Here is a 19,413-nt window from a genome sequence, read left to right as displayed (position 1 = left end):
AAGATAGATACACCTCCTTTGAAATTATCCAATCATACGAGGGCAATATCTTGTTGTTTATTTAAAAATTTTCTATCTGTTAATTTTTTTGTTTTTCCTTTAAGTTTTTCTAATTGTAATTTAGGAGTAGGAGTAACATAGTTGTACTCAATACCTGCAAAAGTCTTTAAAATCGCTTCAAATACTATTTGAGCACCTATTGGAGGTACAGCCATACCTATTTGCTTCCTTACTTGCTCTTTGCTACCACAAAACACAAAATCATCGGGAAAGGTTTGAAGCCTTGCACGTTCTCTATTAGTTAAAGCTCTTAATTCTTCCCAGTGATACATATGAGTTCCGCCCCCTCCACTTCCAGTAACTGTGTAAGCTGGACGATTCGGATCTAAACGTTTATAAATAGAACTTAAACGTGCACCTTTAACTTTAAGTTGTAAATGTTCTGGAATCCCTGGATACCATGCATTTTCTCCAGCAGGAATGTGATAGAGCATATCTTTTACCTTTTGTGTATGTCTAGGCATTTCATGATTTGCACAGTCTTCTGGTATAGGAGGATTTGTTATCCCTTCATAAGAAGTTGTGTAATCTATGGAGGAAAGACTCGTAGGCGCTGGAACTTTATATTCGATGCCTTTTTTTGCCAAGTCATTGCGAATCCCCACAATAATAATACGGTGGCGAGCCTGAGGGACACCATACTCTTCAAATTTATAAAGATGTGGTGTTAACTGATAGCCACACTCCTCTAATTCTGTAAGGATTTGAATAAATGCCTTCCCTTCATTAGCACTCTGTAATCCTCCAACATTTTCAGCAACAAAAAACTTCGGTTGATAATCAACTAATACTTTAACTCCATAAGAATATAAAGGACCGAATGTACCATTTAACCCATGCTTTTCTCCTACTTGACTATAATCATTGCATGGAAAACCAAAAGCAAAACAATCTATTTCACCAAGAACATCCTTATTTCCTATAGGTAAATCTTCTACTGGTCCCCAATGTACAGAAGAATCCTCAATGTCTTCACATATGTTCAGCCGATAAGTCTCACAAGCTTTTGCATCATAATCATTTGACCAAAGGTGTTCGATGCGCCATTCTTCTCCGGTTCTTGGATGTATCACCCTTGCATTTTTAGCTCCTAAACTAAGTCCACCAGGGCCATTAAAAAGTTCTCCTTTTTTGAAAATCATGTTGCATTTCACTCCTTGGTATTAGAATAAACAAAACGAAAATACGTTCTTGCATACTAGTATGCTATTTATTCTACACCTTTTTCAATAAAAAAGCAGCAAAAAATGTTTCTGAATGATTAAATCATGTCAGAAACGTTTTTATATCCTTTATTAGTAAAGCAATTAATAAACAGTTTTTTTCTTTGGTCTTCATTAAAATTACTATCAATACAGTAATCTAAAAAACCTAATAAAGCTTTTGCAGAAAATATTGCTCCTTTACTTACTAAAACAGAGTCAGCCTTTTGGGCTTTCTCACTTATTTTAAGTAAGTTCTTCTCTCCACCCCAATCATTAGCAGTAACATACCCAAAATATCGAACTTTTTTTCCTTCATAACCATTATAATTCGGAATATATTCTGACCCCATATGGGAGGCTAATTGAGCAGAAAGAGTGAATTTCTTTTTGTAATTTTTAGCATCAATAATACAAATAGTATGATCATCTACATGAAGCAGTAACTCAATTTCAGTTTTTATAGTTTGATCTATAGGTTTGGGTCTCAAATCTACTTTAAAACCAATGGCTTTTAAAATTTCAGCCGTTTTTTCTTCAAAAACTAAATCATTTTCCTCGAAAAGATACGACTCAACAAAATCTTCGTTCATTGAGGTGTATTTATAGGATTTCAAGTTACTTGCATATTTCTTAGCCTCACTTGTAGAGAATTCTCCTTCCAAAATTGAAATGATTTCATTTTGAGAAAGGCTTTGTATTAACGGATAAGGAGAAAGTAGGCGATGCATTTTTTTTATGCTTTTACTTTTATTTGTAGCAGGACTAATTTCCCCATAAGCACTAGCTTTGTAACTATCAATATCAAGACCAGCGTTTTCTGAAAACCGTTGTAATGATATTAAATATCGTTTGTTAAATGGGTATCTATGATCTAATTCAATGAGCTGATTACTAGTTGCTTGTTGCTTTTCAATAGGAACCCTTAGTGCATCACCACGTATATAGCTTACAAGTCCAGTATAATCGCAGAGTATCATTAGAGTATGCGCTACATCACCATGGGCAGACACAAAGTCTCTAGCACCACTATCTAACCGTTGTCGATGGTCATACGTATTTGCAATTTGATTCTTGATCTGATTTTTTTCTTCTACATTACTGTTTCGAAAATGAATAATCTTTTTAGTTATCGCTCGAATTTCGTCATCTCGTTTAGCTGTCAGAGCAAAAAAAGTGATTTCTTCTTTAGTTAAAAAATAATCAAGCTCTCGTTGATTAACCAATCGAACAATGAATCTTGCTGGTCTAATTTGAAAACCTTCTTCGTACTTGGGACGGAATCCACTTTCTAAAAAATAAGCATTAGGAATTTGCAGAGTTAAGATTTGTTTTGATATATTTTCTCTTACTTTTTTCCCCTTTGAGTATAGAAATCCCCACTTTGGTAGGGCTTAGATATCCTTTAGAGTTAATATATGCATATCCAAAAGTACGTAACATGGCAGCCCATGTTCTACCTCCCGATCCGTCTACACTAACATTATCTCGCTTTAATCCTTCTTCTCCTAATACCTCCTCGTATCTTTTATGAGCTTCACGATTTCTAGGCCATTTTGTTTGAAAATTATCTGTAGCATTTTGGAGTGCTCTTAAAGCATCTATGAAATTTCGGATCACGTTCTGGTCTGGTTATAAACCAAACTTTTCTATTTTTCATTATGTATTGTCCCCTTTATTCGTGAAGGTGTGTATTAATTGTTTCAAATCCTTGAGATATAATTGTTCTTCATCCGATAGTTTATTTTTAGAAAGTAATGATCCCCAATCAGCTATAAGATCCATAAATAGTTCATTCTCAGACTCTATAAATTTTATTATTGTTTCAGGACTTTCATCTGACAAACTAGCAATAGTATTAGAAATTCTTAACACTTTTTCATCGAACAAATCCGTTAGTTTATAGTCACTTATGGGGGTATGCTTATTAACAACCGTTAATATTTTTGCTAGAGTTGATATCTTGATGTCTTCACTATTATTAAACACATCATTAAACCAATTTCCTTTTCTCCCTGTACTCTGACTAACTTCTTGGTGAGAAAGATTAGCGTTTGATACAGTTTTCTCTATATTTGTTAAAAGTCTATAAAGAAGTGCTTTACGAAGTAAGCTTTTAATAATCGTAATGTTGATGTAAATCTTCCTTTCTAAAAAAATTATGGTAATTAAATTATAAAACGAAAACAGGAGTGTGATATCATCCTTAAAGATGATACCGCACTCCTGTTTTTAAAATATATCTATTTCTACATACTTTAAACTAAACGATCTTTAAATACTATTTAATTACTTCCTCAAGCTGAGAGATATCATCCCACTCTATTGCCCCAGTAGGTAATTTTTGCGAATGATCGTATAAAGAATGTAATAATGTTCTTATATTCTGGTAAACCACATCATCTCTGGTAAGCTCCATTAAAGCGTTATAAGGTTTTTCACTAGTAACTTCTTTGCTTAAAAATGCAGCCTCAAAATTCTTAATTGAACACACTAATTTCACTTTTCCTGGTCTTGGGTGTTGTTGAACCGCTCCTAATATCCTGTTATTTGTTCCCCAAGCTGCACTTTTTCCATTGTTCTTATTCAAAGGTGTGTCACTATCATGTAATACTGAATAACATGTATTAAAATGATTTAATATCTTGACTAGGGAAGCTATAGTAGCTTTACCTCTTGCCCTAATTATATGTATATTCTTGAAAAATTCGGGTTCATTATGAATAATGTGTTTGAATGCTGTATACTCTGTATCACCTTCAACTATAATTGTGTGTCCACCAAAGAAAAATTCAGCTACGTATGGATCAAACTGATTTAACAATTTTAATAGACGTCTATCATCATCATCTAATCTAACGGTATCTGGTCTGAATAATGTAGTACCTTGTATTTCTCCTTCTAAAGTTCTTTCTACTCTAATAATTGTTGTGTTATCCCTTGATAAATCTATAAAAGAAGGAGAATGGGTAGTTACCATCACTTGCCAATTTTTAGATTTAGGTAGATCGTATAGGACTTTACAAGCTTCTCTGATAGCACTAGGGTGTAAACACAATTCTGGTTCATCAATTAATAGTATATTAGATCTTTTTAAAGAACTTTCACGTTCTTTGGGTTTTTTATGATAACCGTTTTCTGAAATGAATCTTAGTGCGGCCCATAGTAGAGTTCTCCTTGCGCCACTACCTTGTCTCCCTATGTCACTTTTAAACCCATTTTCTGGACCCATTAGTAGTTGTGGTGAAGCCTTGAAAAAACTGATTGTGTGCTGTAGATTTTCCTCAGGTTTTGCATCAAAATTAACTACATAACCAGGAAAAACTCCTTTTATGGAGTTTGTTAGCTCCATCTCTACTGAGTTAATTTGAGACTCTGATTCGCTTACAATTCTTTTTTGAATACTTTTAATTTGTTCCAATAAGGAACTATATTCATTGTCACTCCCATCAGATTCCATTTTCTCTGTGACTTCATTAACTTTATCTTTAAGAATAGTCTCTAAAATCTTAACTAATGATTTTGCTTGATTTTCTGGATCTTCAAATGCATCTACTCTATGTGGTTCAGGTCTCCTAGAATTTGCAACATTGGCTGCACCCCAAGGGACTTCTTTTCTCCAATCATTTATTTCTGTATCAAATCCCTGCCTTATAGGTTTACCTGGAGCAGTCCATATCCATCTCTCTCTTACAATCATTTCACCAGTAGAACGATTTATCCATTTTGAACCAGGAGAATTTAATGAGTTAACAATCGAAAAGAGTTCTATCTCCGGTAAATTGTCCTTATCTACTATTTTATTTGGAAAGTCATCAATTGTTATTTCTGCATTTTTTGATCCCTCAGACATGATTAGTTCGTATGCCTTCAATATTGAGCTCTTACCTGCGTTATTTGGTCCAACCAATACAACTATTTCATCAAGGTCAATTGTTACAGGTTTTTTCCCAATAGCTCTGAAGTTTTTAATCGTTAATTTATGCAACCTGGGTCTTGTTATTATTTCTTCTTTCTTAGACTTATTTTTATCCTTAAGCATATTTATCCTCCTTTTCTATTTATTTTATCATTTATCCATATGTTAGAAGTAATTAATATGTTCTTTTTTGTAAAATAAAATCGGAATTTAGATTATGAATTTATCAATCTATGTTGGATGTTTTTGCCCAACCCCCGAAATAGTCCATTAGGGGGTTGGGCAAAAAGGACGAGATTAACGGCACGGAATCGGCTTAATTGCGATTCTGACTTATTATAAACTTTTCAAAAAAATATAAAAAAGTAACACAAAATGTCTTTACAAAAATACCATAATTATCTTAAAATAGTACTTGCGCAAAATGTTTTTCTAATAATTTAACCACCGGTGGTTAAATACATTTTTAGAAAAAAATCAAAAAGGCGGTTATGTATATGAAAAAAAATATTATTCCATTAGCGCTAGGACTTTCATTATTAATGGCACCCGCAACAAGTTTTGCTGAATCGAGCGAAAACGGTGCGTTAACAGACGTACCTATATCTAATCTTGAACAGCAAGAAAACGATGAACTTATTGCTGAAAAAGATAAAGCAGCAGAAGAATGGGAAAAAAATAAAATTAAAAATGGAAACAAAGCAAATGCAAGCGGTCAATATTACTCAATTTCAGTATCAAACTATAAGCAAGAAAGAACTTACTGGTGTGGACCAGCTGCAGTAAGACAAAGTCTAAGTTTCCACAAAAGTAAATCTGGATCATCGGCTTCTTTACCATCCCAATCTACTTTAGCTAGTAAAGCCGGTACATCTACAGCTGGAAGCTCTTCTTATGGGCTAAAAAATGCGTTGAACGCATATAAGAGCACATACAAATTCAGCTCTAATCCTTACGGTACTGCTGATATAGCAGGTTATTCTAACCCGACTAGTAAATTTGAAAGTAGAATTAAATATGTTCTTAGTAATAAAATAAATGCTCCAATTGTACTTATAACTTCAGAATTTTTACCAAGGTACGGTGGTAAAGATATTAGACATTACAATACTATATCTGCTTATTCATATTCTTACAGCACAGGTAAAAAAAGTATTAAAATGGTAGATCCGCATTACAGCTCAACATATCGAGGAGCTCATTGGGATCCATTAGGTTCTACAACTTCAAACGGTGTAGTTAAGGCTGTTTATGAAGCAGATAGAGAAGGAAGCAATCCAGTAATGGTATATTAGTAGATGTATGATTTAAAGAAGGAGGAAGCCCCTCCTTCTTTTTCTAGGGAAGGATAGATAAAATGAAAAGATTTCTTATTCTTACTGTTATCGTTATACTAATTTCAGGTTGCCAAAATGAACAAGAAAGTGTAAAGAATAAAGTTCAAGACAAGGGGCCGTCTGACATAGATGTAACAGAGCGGACTGTTAAAAGCGAAAAAATAGTGGACAATAAAACCGAGTATATATTACCCTACAAAAATATAATAAATGGCTTTTTTTACAATAATATTTATTATGGAAGCTTTGAAAAAGAAAATGGAGAAGTTTGCTTAATAGGATTCAATGTTAAAACCAAAGAAGAAGAACTAATATATAAGAGTGAGTTTAAAGAGTCTGCTCTTCAAAATGTATTATCCAATGAAAATGCTTTAGTGTTTTTGGACTCTACTGTAGACGGTTATTATACTAAATTATACGCGTATAACAAAGAAACAAAAGAAAAAAGCCAACTCACTGAATCAGATTCAGATTATCTAACATTAGATATCCCTACACTTTATAATGAGTATGTCTCGTGGGTATATCTTGATACGAGTCAAGGTGGGGGTAAAGAAAAAGCAATTGTACAACTACATAATTTAAATAGTAAAGAAACAATTGATGTTGATACTATTAACGAATTTGGTATGCACAATGTATTTGTCAGTATGGATGATAATAAACTGGTATGGACAGATACAGTTAACGATAAAGGAGTATATAAGGTGTATGATTTACACAGTAAGAAAATCTCTATTTTTGATTCACCTTTTAAATACCCTGGTTATTCTAAAATAGATAATGATAAGATTTATGCATTCCATTTTAACGATAAATCAGACTGGATAAATAAAGAGTTTGGTTATTTTGACATCAATAAAAAAGAGTATTCACCTTTCTTCTCTAAAGAAAAAAATGAATACCTCGACTATTTTGCAGTGAACAATCAAAATGTTACTATTACTACAGATGAAAACCACATAAAAACCTTCTTAAGTAACGATCAGCTACCTAGTAAGGACATAGAAGTAGAAAACACCGATATTATAGAACAGCCAGCTTATAATCAAGACGGCGATATGTTTTATGTTTATCGCAATGAAAAAGAAGAAACCGTACTAGTTGTTGTTAATAAGTAACCGAAAGAATTAACGATGAAGTTGCTAGCAAAGTCGGATCTTGCAAATAGGTGGGAGGTCAGTCGCCAGGTCGTGAATAATTGGGCGACTTTCCGCCAGAGTATTGCCGAGTTGACAACGGTAGGATGCCGATATTTTTAGAAGACGATGTAATTAAATACGAGAAGAATCGGAAAATGGGCGCAAATTTATGCGTCTTTTTTTAATAAAATCTTCTCTATTAACCCTTTAGTTGGCTATACGGGGTAGAATCAGCAACTGAACGATAAAGTGCAATCTACCCAAAATATCCTAAAAAAGAACTCGATGTGTTAATAATATCAACAAAAACAAAGGTTAAACGTATCAAAAAGTGGTACGTGAACGATTCAAGGATTCAACCGCCACATCTAAATATTTTTACTTTTAAGGATAAAAACACCTTTTTAAAATGGAGTTGTTCAGAAACCCACCCTTTTTTGAACACTCCACATTTTTATAAAAAGGAGTGTTTTTTTTCTATCTTTTGTGTAACAAAACTCTGTTCATTATTCTATGTTCTAAAACCTTCTTCTTTTTATCTTATGTTACACTAAACTTAATGAAGAATGAGAAAGAGTGATGTTTAATGTTGATTGGATATGCCCGTGTATCAACAGGTTTACAAAATTTAGATTTACAAAAAGATGCGTTAACAAAACATGGTTGTGCTAAAATATTCCATGATAAAATGAGTGGTGCAAAAAGACAACGTCCTGGTTTAGACGAAGCACTTGGATATGCAAGGGAAGGTGACACAATTGTAGTGTGGAGATTAGACCGATTAGGACGGAATATGCAAGATTTAATTCAAATAGTCAACCATCTAAATGAAAGTGGAATTGCTTTTCATAGTTTGCAGGAAAATCTAACGATGGATAAAAGTAATGCAACAGGAAAATTGATGTTTCATTTGTTTGCTGCATTTGCTGAATTTGAAAGGAACTTGATTGAGGAACGTTCAGCTGCAGGGAGAGCAGCTGCAAAAGCTCGTGGACGTCTAGGAGGTCGTCCAGGTAAGTATGGACCTAGGGACATAGAAATGATGAAATCTTTAATTAAAAATGGAACACCTATTACAGATGTTGCAGAAAAATGGGGCGTGTCTCGTACAACGATTTATCGTTATTTAGATAGCAATGAACATTAATCTTGAGCAGGGCAATTTTGTAGTGTCATAGAATAAGTACATATACCACACGATACGAAAGGGTTGACTAAAATGGTTCAAACATCAACTGTATTTGAACTAGGCGATCAGAAAGTTGCTGAGTTAGTGATAAGTATCGGAGATTCATCAGGTCGAATTGAATGTGTATTGCAAGATGGACAGGTTATTGACTATACAATTACATTTGAAGGTTCTAAAGAGTTAAGAGAGAAAATCGAAAAAGAAGCGATTAAAGAAATGAATAAACTTGCAAAGACGGTCTGAAAAGGTCGTCTTTTTATTTTGGAGTTGCCCTCTTCTGACTCTATATTGCTTGACATTACTTTGCGGTCTAGAGCAGCTACCCTGTCACTAGGCCTAGTAGGAGTTATGCTATACAACATCATGCTTATGGTATTTTCAAAGAACACATTAGCGTTTTAGAGACTTGTTTTTGTCTATAACTCAAGTATAGCGTTTTTCAGATGCTTAATGTAGCCAAACCTACACCGCAAGTGACCTCACTATCATCCCACATATAAGGAAGTGGTCTCTTCCGTTCGGGAAATCTGTAAAGTAATTCACTAATTAAACGTACTTCTTAATTTAGATTTTAAGGGGTAACACCTTCATCAAGTTTGTCCAAGTGAAGAGGAAAATTTTTTTTTCAGAAGATCATTGTGACTGATAAATAAAATGATACAATTATCGCTATTTTATTTGGTACGCTTTTTTCCAAGTAGAAACGTGCGTTTTATATGGAATAGACGACATAATAGTCTTACATAAAAGGGTTGGTCTGCTAGGACCGTATTTATAAATCTGGAATCTAATCTATCATATAAAAAGACTATAATAAATCCAATAAAACCCTTAAATTAATTTAAACTAGTTCATTTTTATTATTTATAAATATTATTTCCAAAAAAAATAAACATCAATTACTATATAATTCACTTGAATTTGTGAGAGGTTATTTATTCCTAAAGGTGCTATTTGAGGATTTAGACTGATTGTAATATGCATACCAATATCTCAGAATATATTTGGTTATTTTTAAATTTTACTAAATAAATAGTAAAATTTAAAAAATAAATTTCAGCGAAGTGGAGTGAACATCTTGTGAAAAATCAGCAAATAAAAAAATTTATTGCTACATTGCTTACTATTTTATTGGTATTTTCATCAATACCAATGAATGGATTGGCAGAAAGTTTGCAAAAAAACAATAAGACAGAAACATTAGAGTCAGATCAAACTACTTTAGTAGATGAAGTGGATATTGAAGATATGGAAATGATAGAGCCTGTTGATGAGTCCTTATTTGAGGGATTAGAGGCTGGAGATGAAATTATTGATATGCGAACCGAAACGTCCAAGTTTTTTTATAATGAGGACGGAACGATCACGGAAGAAGTGTATTTTGATCCTATTCATAAAAAAGAAGAAGGGGACGATACATTTGAAGAAGTATCAACGAAATTAGTTGAAAATACATCTGATGAAAATAAGGTTGAAACAGAGAATGCGATTTTACAGTCTTCTTTTCTTAAAAAAATGAGAAATGGTGAGTATGCCACCTTTGAATATGATGGCTATACCCTTACCTATTCTCTTCTTGAGGCTAAAGGAGAAGATGAAGAAGCTTTGCAAGCGACGGATGTAGAAGCTATTTTTGAAGAAAATCAAATTATGCATAAAAGTGTATTCCCTTCCATTGATCTTCAGAATACAACATATGGAGAACACACAAAAGAATATTTGATCTTAAATGAGTATCAGGGATATCATCTCTTTCAATTCAAGGTAGAGACGGACCTAAAAGCGGAACTGACTAAGTTTGGTGAGATCGAATTTAGTAATCAGGAAGAAGACGTTATTTTCCATATCCCTAAGCCCTTTATGAGAGATTCTAAATACGATGACCGTAAAGGAGAGTATACTGAATCTCAAGACGTTCAATTTGAGATAAAAGAAACAGACGGTGGTTACCTTATTGAATTAAAGGCAGATCCAAACTGGCTAGAAGATCCTGAGCGCCAATACCCTGTTTATATTGATCCTTCGGTATCAAATGACAAGCCTCATATGGGAATGATAGAAGATTCTTATGTCATGAGTGCATATAAAAATGCGAATTATAGGAATGACGAGGTTCTAAAGGTAGGATATGTCGATGGAGAAACGGGGACTTGTTATGGGTACATCAAACCTAATACTAAAAATCTAGAAAACTATTTGGTACAAAAAGCTGAACTTAAAGTGTACGTTATCCACCATTGGTACCATAATAATCCCAATGTATTATATTTAGATCGCGTGAATGAAAGTTGGAATGAACGTGACTTGAGTTGGAATGAAAAACCATCATCTACCACTAGGTTAGCAAGTGTAAATGTTACCCGTAATCAATGGGCTAATTTTGATGTTACAAGTACGGTAAAAGAGTGGCATAAAGGTATCCGAAGTAATTATGGTTTTCGATTTAGTACTAAAGGAAGTCAAGGGTATTGGAAAAAGATCGTGTCGTCTCAAGGAAGCTCAAATCTCGCACCGAGAATTGAAATTACCCATACCCCACTTGGAACGGCTAAAGCTCCAAAAGTAACTGCGTACTCAAGTGGAAAAAACACAGGGACTGGTTATTTTAATCTTTCATGGGATAAAATCGCGGGAGCTACCCATTATCAAGTGGCTATTTATAACGGAAAGGACTATGAGTATTTTGATGTAGGGACGAGTACTTCATGGTCAACTAAAGGAAAAGGAATTTGGCCAACTCCATCAGAGTTATCAAAGGGATCCTATAAGTTACATAAAGATGGAAAAGGTGCAGAACTCCCTAATGATCCAGATGATACGTACATCACTTCTGGAGGATATTATAAAGACAAAGAAAAGCACAATTATTGGTTCAGGATTATTGGTTATAATAAAGAATATAACAGGGCGACGAGCTTATATTCAGCTCCTGCAGCGACACCTACACTTCCGGACAGCACAAGACCTAATCAACCAGATATACCTAGTATATCTATTTCTAATCGAGTTGGTCCTAATAAGAATCAAGCAGAAGCAAATGTGAAATGGAATGCCGTTAAAGACCTTCCTTCTGGGATCAGTTCAGGTATTAACCATTATGAATTAGAGAAAAATGTTAATGGTTCATGGAAATGGGTTGCAAATGTTAAACATACAGGTGGTAGTAGTTATTCGCACACTGTAACAGGACTACCAGGTGAATCTTCCATTGCAATGAGGATAAGAGCAATTGATAAAAAAGGAAATTCCACCGCTTTTTCATACTCTTCTACTGAAAAAACCGGAGACCTTACAAGGCCTAGTACACCAACTTCTGTGACGGTTAATCCTTCATCATGGAGTAACAAAGAAGAGTATACGGTTTCTTGGAGTGGAATTAAAGATACAGGATCCTTAGAAAACATCCAATATAGATTGAATAATGGAATAAATGATAAACCTGTAGATGATGACCAATGGAAAGACCTTGGAGTCAACAGTTCTAGTGGCTCTAAAAAAATTCCCGAACAATTACCCGATGGAATACATACCATCCAAATCAGAGGTGTTGATAGAGCGAGTAATAAAGGTTACTCAAATTCTGCAAAAATTTATAAAGATACTTCTAGTCCGGTTGTTTCTTTTAAATATCCTAAAGAAAACGAAACTCTCAAAGGTATTGAAGATGTTTTAATAAATATAGAAAATTCTTTACCTAATTCAATCGATACTAATATGGTTCATAATGGGGATTTCACAGATGGATTAGATGGATGGAAAGATATTAAATACCTTGATAATGGAACAATATCAGTTGAAGGAGGTTATACATCGAGTTGGAATACAGAAACAAATGAAACTACAGTTAACGAAACTTTATCTTTGAAGGTTGATCCTATGTCTACAAGTTCTAATTGGGGATATATAGCTTCAACCAATGAAATTGAAGTAAAACCGAATACTACTTATCGGTTAAGTGGAGATATTAAGACCCAATTACAAAATTCTCATGCGTTTTTAAACATTAAAGTTATGAGGAGTGATGGTTCAACAATATCTTGGCATGATACTAGAAACAAGAAGATGATTGGAAATCAAGATTGGAAAAAGCATAATCTCACGTTTACAACAGATGAATATGCTGAAAAAGTACTTCTTTATCTGGAAGTTGAGCATACAAATCTCAATGCTTATGGTACTGCTTGGTTTGACTCAATTGAGTTAGTAGAAATAAATGAAGAAAATATGGGTCAATATAATTGGACTCTTGAGTATGGCCTTGGAACTGAGCCAACTTATTTTAGAAAACTCAAAGAAGGAACTAGTTCTTCAAACGAAATTAAGTATTCATGGGTCACAAGTAATTTATTAGATCAGCGAAATTATACACTCAGATTCACAGCAATTGATGAAGCTGGTAACGTAACCACTGAGAATGTAAAAGTAGTGAAAACAGAAGATACAACGAGTATTAAGCCACATATTGACATATATGAACCAAAAAAGGATCAACTTATTACTAAACCAATTCAAGAATTAAAGTCTGCTTTGACAATTAATTCATTTTCTGATTCAGGTTTTCCTATGTCTTCATGGAATGATGGTAACACTTATATAGAAGATTTGTATGTTAATTCAAATATAGTCAGTCAAGAAATCACAGCATCCCAAGGCCTGTTTTTAGATATGCTGCTTTTTTGCTGCAATTTGAAGAAGGAAGCGAAAATAATATATACATTAGAGGTAAGCATCTTGGAGAATACTACTACAGTACGTATTCCTATCAAAAGAAAGTAGCGGTCGATACATTTGATAACCAGAATAATATAGAAAAACTTTCAGGTGTCACTTTAAAGGATGGAAAAATTATACTATCACCTTCATCTAAAACGGGTTCTTTTGAATATAAGACTGTATCACTAGCAGGAGATATCAGTACCATTCACTTAAATCCAAAAGCAGCGCTTGTAGGTGGTACAGATATAACCTATTATGCATCTGCTAACGGGGGCATGACTTGGGAACAAATTGAACCAAGTAAAACATCAGCCCTTGCTCATACAGGACAAGACTTGAAGATCAAAGCTATATTAACTAGTTCAACAGCTGGGGATACACCAATAATCGACTCATGGGAACCAGAGGTTGTGTATGTCAATTCTAAAGGACAATCCTTTGATGTGAAACTTATTGATGAACCAGAAAAACTCACAGCTACTCCTAATGTCAATTATATGACGCAATTACGTTGGGAACCATCAACGACAAGTGATGTCACGTACCAAGTTTATCGTAGCAAGGAAAAAAACTTCACCCTTTCAGATGAAACCTTACTTGCAGAAGAAATTAAAGAGTCTTATTGGAATGATTTTAACTTAAATTATGGTCAGAAGTTTTACTACAAAGTAGTAGCAGTTAAGGATTTTAACGGACAACATCGTCTAAGCTTACCTTCTAATGAAGCATGGTCTAAAGTAGTAGCACAGAATGAAATTGATAAACGTCTAGGTTTACAAGATTATTGGGGTTATAGCACTTTTCAAACAGCTCAAGGTGATGGATACATTAACATTAGCAGTGGAAACTTAGTCTATCAAACGACAGATTTTGTCACTTTGTCTCCTCATCTTGCGATGGTCATGAGAAGAAGTTTTAATAGTCAATCAACCACTAAAACATCTTTAGGATACGGATGGGATTTTTCTTTTAATACAGCATTATTGAAAGAGTATGATTTGCAAGGCAAAGATATTGGTTTAATTCTCAAAGATGGAGATGGTAGTTTACATCGCTTTAAAAAGAATTCCAATGGCACATATGATACACCTAAAGGTATTCATATGAAGCTAACTCAAAACAAAGATGGGTCAATTGAAATCATTCGTAAAGACCAAACTCTATATCACTTTGATGAACAACTAAAGTTAACGTCTTTGTCAGAACCAAATGGTAATCAACTCGTCTTTACTTATGATAAAAAGCGTGGAAATATAATTGAAGTGAAAAACAGTGTAGGAGATGCAACTGCCCTTTCTTATGATGAAAGAGATCGTTTAATAAAAGTAGTTGATCACGCTGGTAGAGAGTATCATTTTGCCTATGATAATGAATCTGATCGCTTATTTAAAACTTCTCAGATAGTAGACGGTTCAAAAGAATATGCAGAAGAATATTTGTACGATAGTACATCAGGAAATTTGGAAAACATTGTTGATGCAAAAAGTTATGAAACAAAAATGGAGTATCAAGGTGAAAAAATTTCAAAGGTTACTGATCCAATCAGTGAGTATTCTACTTTTTCTTTTCAAGATGGAAAGACAACAGTCACCTCTGATAAAGGGAAGACTGTCACCTTCATGTATAATTCCAATGGGAATGTAACATCCAAATCGAACCCATTGAATCAAACCATTTACTATGAATATACGGAAGACATGTTGGTTAATCATATGTACTACGATAACGTGGTAAATGGGCAGAAGAAAACTCTTCATCATCGCTATACATACGATGATAGAGGAAATATCCTTACTATGACTGACCCATTGGGGAATGTAACTAAATATCAAGATTACAATGATCGTAATTTAGTAGGGAAGGTTACAGAACCAATTAAAAATGGTGTTACAGCGACAACAACATATAAGTATGATGATAAGGGGAACTTAGTTAAAGAAATTGACCCAGAAGGCAGAACGGTTTCCTACACATACGATGATGATGGAAAGCAAAAAACAATGATCAATGAGTTTGGTCAAATGACATCCTATACGTATGATTCAAAGGGTAGAGTCAAGAAGATTATTGAACCATTAGGGAAGGTTACAGAATTCCTATTGTATGATAAACAAGGAAATCCTACAAGAATTAAAGACGCTAATGGTAATGTAACCATAAGTGAATATGATTTATTAGACAGATTAGTTCAAACTACAGATGCAAAAGGGAATAAACATAAACGAACTTACGATTTAAACCATAACCTACTAGATACTACCAATGCAAAAGGAGAAGTAACTGAATTTAAGTATGATGAGGTAGGTAGATTAGAAAAAACCATCCACCCTAATGGAGATACAGAAGAAATTAGTTATACTTATACCTCTAATAATAATGAGAAAATTATTACCAAGGATGGAGAAGGTCGCTCTATTACAAAGCATTATGATGCAATTGGGCAACTGATAAAAGAAGAAGCAGCTGGTACCGTTACAACCTATGAGTATGACCTTGTTGGAAATATGACTAAGGTTACGGATGGAGAAGGTCGTGAAGTTAGATCGGTTTACGATGAACTAAATCGTCAAACAAGAGTCATCACTGATCCTTCAGGAAAAAACATTGTAACATCAAATCTATATGACCTGAATGGAAATATTCTTCAATCCACAGATGGTGAAGGACATCAAACAAACTACGAGTATGACAGGATTAATCGTCTAAAAAAAGTCACTCAAAAAACTGGTGGAGAATCATTAACGACTTCTTATGTTTATGACTTAAAAGAGGGCGATTACGTAAAAAATAAAGTCATAGACTCAATGGGAAGAGAAAAAGTGACCTATTTAAATGCTCTTGGTAGAGTTTATAAGGAAGTGGATGATGGAAACACCTCAGACAGTAAAAAAATGACCAAGATGTTTAAGTATGATGCTAACGGAAACCTTGTTGAAACAACACATAATGATGGCTCTATAGTAAAACAAGAGTATAATGAACTGAATCAATTAATTAAAGATGATTATGGAACTGGTCATTGGACAAGTTATGAATACGATATAAATGGTAATCGAACTAAAATGGTTAATACACAAGATGGGAAAACCATTATCTCATCATATGCATATGATACAAAAGGACGCCTAAAACAAGAAGTTCAAGATGGATCAGAAATATCTTATAAATATGATAAGAGTGATAATGTCATAGAATTGTCCTATCCAATGGAAGAAGGTGACCAACAAAAGAACATTGAATATAAATACGATGGGTACAACCGTCTCACTTCGATTTTAGTAGAAGGAAATACAGCCCAAGAGTATTCATATAACCGATCAGGTCAAGTTGATACTATTAAAAATTTCCTTGAATTTGATACAAAAGGATCGAACTATACATTAATCGATTATTCGTATAATTCAACTGGTTTAACTGAATCCATTTCATATAAAAAGCAAGGACATATAAAACTTGAGCAATTCGATATGTCTTATGATAAACGTGGATACGTTATTAATGAAACGATATTCAGTGATTATGATAAAGGTAAAACGGTTAAGAAAACGTATCAGTATGATGAAGTGGGGAGACTTAAGAAGTCAACCATTGATGATAAAACGACCACGTACACATATGACGCTGTAGGAAACAGGACAGCAATGAAAGAAGGTAGCGATGCCTTTACTTATACGTATAATCAGTTTAATCAGTTAGAGAAAACAAAGAAAAATGGAAACGCTCATGCTTCATATACTTATGACGAGCGAGGAAATCAGAAGGTAGAGACGATTAAAAAAGAGATTGATGGTTCTTGGAAGGATGTACAAACGTCATACACCTATAACTTAGCCAATGAACTTACTAAAGTGGAAACTATAACACCAGGAAAAGATACTTCTGTAACTAAAAGTTTCTATAATGGAGATGGACAGCGTATTCGTCGTGACGTTGATGGGCTAATAACGAAATATTATTATTATGATGAAGAAATATTGTATTCAACAGATAAAGATAATAAAAAGGTTACGGAAAATATCTTAAATCCTTCTGGTTTCATTGCTGCTTCAAAACGTTTTGATGGGATATATAAAAATAATTTCTTTTTCTATCATTATGATATTCGAGGTAGTGTAACTAATATCATCGATTCTGATGCGAAGCGTGTGAAAGGATACGAATATGATGATTTTGGGAAACCAAAAGAGGCAGGAGATAAAACGTTTATAAATGATGTGAAATTCACAGGTTCCGTTCATGATGCTTCAACTGGACTTTATTATATGAACGCAAGATATTATAGCTCTGACACGGGCCGTTTTATCTCACAAGATACGTATAAAGGAACTGCTTTTGATCCCTGGACGCAACATCTCTATACGTATACAACGAACAATCCAGTAAACTACGTAGATCCTACTGGGCATATACATGTATATATGATTGATTCTGGTATGGGATATGCAAAGGCTATTGGTCATAGAAGTAAAAGTGTTAAGCCAGATTCAGGATCTAAAAAAACAGATTCTAGTAGAGGTAAGGCTAATCCTAAGAAAAATAATAAAACCAAGCCATCGACGAAAAAATCAAAGAAAAAAAGTTTCTGGGGCAAAGTAAGTAATGTAGCGCATAAAACACTCGATGTTGCAGGATATGCTCCAGGTTTGGGACAGATTGCAGCAGGAGTTGATGCAGCTCTTTACGCAGTAGAAGGTGACTATAAGAATGCCGCCTTAAGTGCATCAGGCATGATCCCTGGAGTAAAATATGCAAAAGGTGCAGCGAAGGGTTTAAGGTTTGCTAGTGATGGAAGGAAGTATTGGAATAAAGTCACCACGTTCAGAGGAAAAAAAGTTTATCAAAGAGACGATTTAATAAACCCTAATATAATAGATAAGCGAGGAAGAACAAATAGTGAGAGAATGAAGAAAGGTCTTGCACCATTAGGGCCAGATGGAAAGTCAATTAATTTACATCATACTACTCAAAGAAATGACAGCTCTATAGCAGAGGTAACACAAACATTTCATAAAGAAAATAGCAGTGTAATTCATATAAATCCAAATACAACGCCATCAGGGATTGATAGAAAAGAATTTGATTCTTTTAGAAGGAATTATTGGAAAAATAGGTAGCGGAGGAGATGCTTAATATGAATTCTTATAAAAAAGCAAAGAAAATTATTTTAAATGATGAAGACCTTAGTGATTTTGTAGGTTCACGCTCAGAAGAATTAATTGAGAAAGCTGAAAAAGTATTGAACATAAGCATTACAGGCTCATATAGGGATTTTTTATTAAGTTTTGGAGCAGGGAATTATGGGTCACAAGAAATTTATGGAGTTATAGATGATGATTTTGAAAACTCTTCTGTACCAGATGCAATTTGGTATACTTTATCTGAAAGAAAAGAGTGTAACCTACCTGAAAATCTTCTTGTAATATATGATACAGGTAGTGGAGATTTATTTTGTCTTGACTTCGATAAAAAGAACTTGGAAAATGAGCCTGAAGTAATATCCTTTGTTCCTGGTGTTGACTTAAATAAACAAAAATATGAAGTTATTGCACCCACTTTTGGGCAGTTTTTATTAGAAATAATAAATCAAGAATTAGAATAAATAATTGGCACCTAATCTTGAACGGCAAATAGCCGTTCAAGATTTTTTAATGGTTTAGAAAACCCACTAAGGGAACAAGTAAAACATATCGACGACTATCTGGCTTTAGGAAAGATGATAGGGATACAGCTTAGGTAATGAAAAATACGTAAATGGGATTGTTATACGGGGTCACGGTATCAATCGGAGAAAAATACACGTTTAGACACATTTTAGACACAATTTAACCGACTCCCTACACGTTAGTGG

General features: G+C 33.9%; 11 protein-coding genes. 7 read left to right on the top strand and 4 right to left on the bottom strand.

Features of this window, described 5'->3' with window-relative positions:
- Positions 1-32 precede the first annotated feature (32 nt).
- From LC087_RS18985 to LC087_RS18970, 4 genes are all read right to left on the bottom strand, one after another.
- Positions 33-1,202 (bottom strand): DNA cytosine methyltransferase, encoded by a 1,170-nt coding sequence (locus tag LC087_RS18985; RefSeq protein WP_226540659.1) that lies wholly within the window; start codon positions 1,200-1,202, stop codon positions 33-35.
- A gap of 119 nt (positions 1,203-1,321) precedes the next feature.
- Positions 1,322-2,488 (bottom strand): restriction endonuclease, encoded by a 1,167-nt coding sequence (locus LC087_RS18980; protein WP_371932722.1) that lies wholly within the window; start codon positions 2,486-2,488, stop codon positions 1,322-1,324.
- Positions 2,489-2,921: 433 nt separating this feature from the next.
- Entirely contained in the window at positions 2,922-3,251 is a 330-nt protein-coding gene (locus LC087_RS18975) for a hypothetical protein (protein ID WP_226540655.1), read from the bottom strand.
- Between the two features lie 292 nt (positions 3,252-3,543).
- The gene (locus LC087_RS18970) at positions 3,544-5,304 is read right to left on the bottom strand and encodes an ATP-dependent nuclease (protein WP_226540652.1); all 1,761 of its coding nucleotides are present in this window, start codon (positions 5,302-5,304) and stop codon (positions 3,544-3,546) included.
- Positions 5,305-5,678: 374 nt separating this feature from the next.
- On the opposite strand from LC087_RS18970, the gene LC087_RS18965 reads away from it, so the two are divergent.
- From LC087_RS18965 to LC087_RS18935, 7 genes are all read left to right on the top strand, one after another.
- Positions 5,679-6,476, top strand: coding sequence for a C39 family peptidase (locus LC087_RS18965; protein ID WP_226540650.1), 798 nt, complete (start codon positions 5,679-5,681; stop codon positions 6,474-6,476).
- Between the two features lie 62 nt (positions 6,477-6,538).
- The gene (locus LC087_RS18960) at positions 6,539-7,639 is read left to right on the top strand and encodes a hypothetical protein (RefSeq protein ID WP_226540649.1); all 1,101 of its coding nucleotides are present in this window, start codon (positions 6,539-6,541) and stop codon (positions 7,637-7,639) included.
- 607 nt (positions 7,640-8,246) lie between these two features.
- Positions 8,247-8,807 (top strand): recombinase family protein, encoded by a 561-nt coding sequence (locus tag LC087_RS18955; protein ID WP_226540648.1) that lies wholly within the window; start codon positions 8,247-8,249, stop codon positions 8,805-8,807.
- Between the two features lie 72 nt (positions 8,808-8,879).
- Positions 8,880-9,092 (top strand): hypothetical protein, encoded by a 213-nt coding sequence (locus tag LC087_RS18950; RefSeq protein ID WP_226540647.1) that lies wholly within the window; start codon positions 8,880-8,882, stop codon positions 9,090-9,092.
- An 837-nt stretch (positions 9,093-9,929) separates the two neighbouring features.
- Entirely contained in the window at positions 9,930-13,625 is a 3,696-nt protein-coding gene (locus LC087_RS18945; protein WP_306020971.1) for a DNRLRE domain-containing protein, read from the top strand.
- Complete coding sequence (locus tag LC087_RS18940) at positions 13,526-18,679, top strand: HNH/ENDO VII family nuclease (RefSeq protein WP_306020969.1); 5,154 nt, start codon at positions 13,526-13,528, stop codon at positions 18,677-18,679. The genes LC087_RS18945 and LC087_RS18940 overlap by 100 nt, the downstream gene beginning before the upstream one ends.
- 17 nt (positions 18,680-18,696) lie before the next feature.
- Positions 18,697-19,164, top strand: a complete 468-nt coding sequence (locus LC087_RS18935; RefSeq protein ID WP_226540645.1) for an SMI1/KNR4 family protein — start codon at positions 18,697-18,699, stop codon at positions 19,162-19,164.
- Positions 19,165-19,413: the final 249 nt, after the last annotated feature.

The organism is Bacillus carboniphilus (assembly GCF_020524035.2).
Classification (GTDB): domain Bacteria; phylum Bacillota; class Bacilli; order Bacillales; family JAIVKR01; genus Bacillus_CC.
This window is presented reverse-complemented; position numbering and strand designations above follow the sequence as displayed.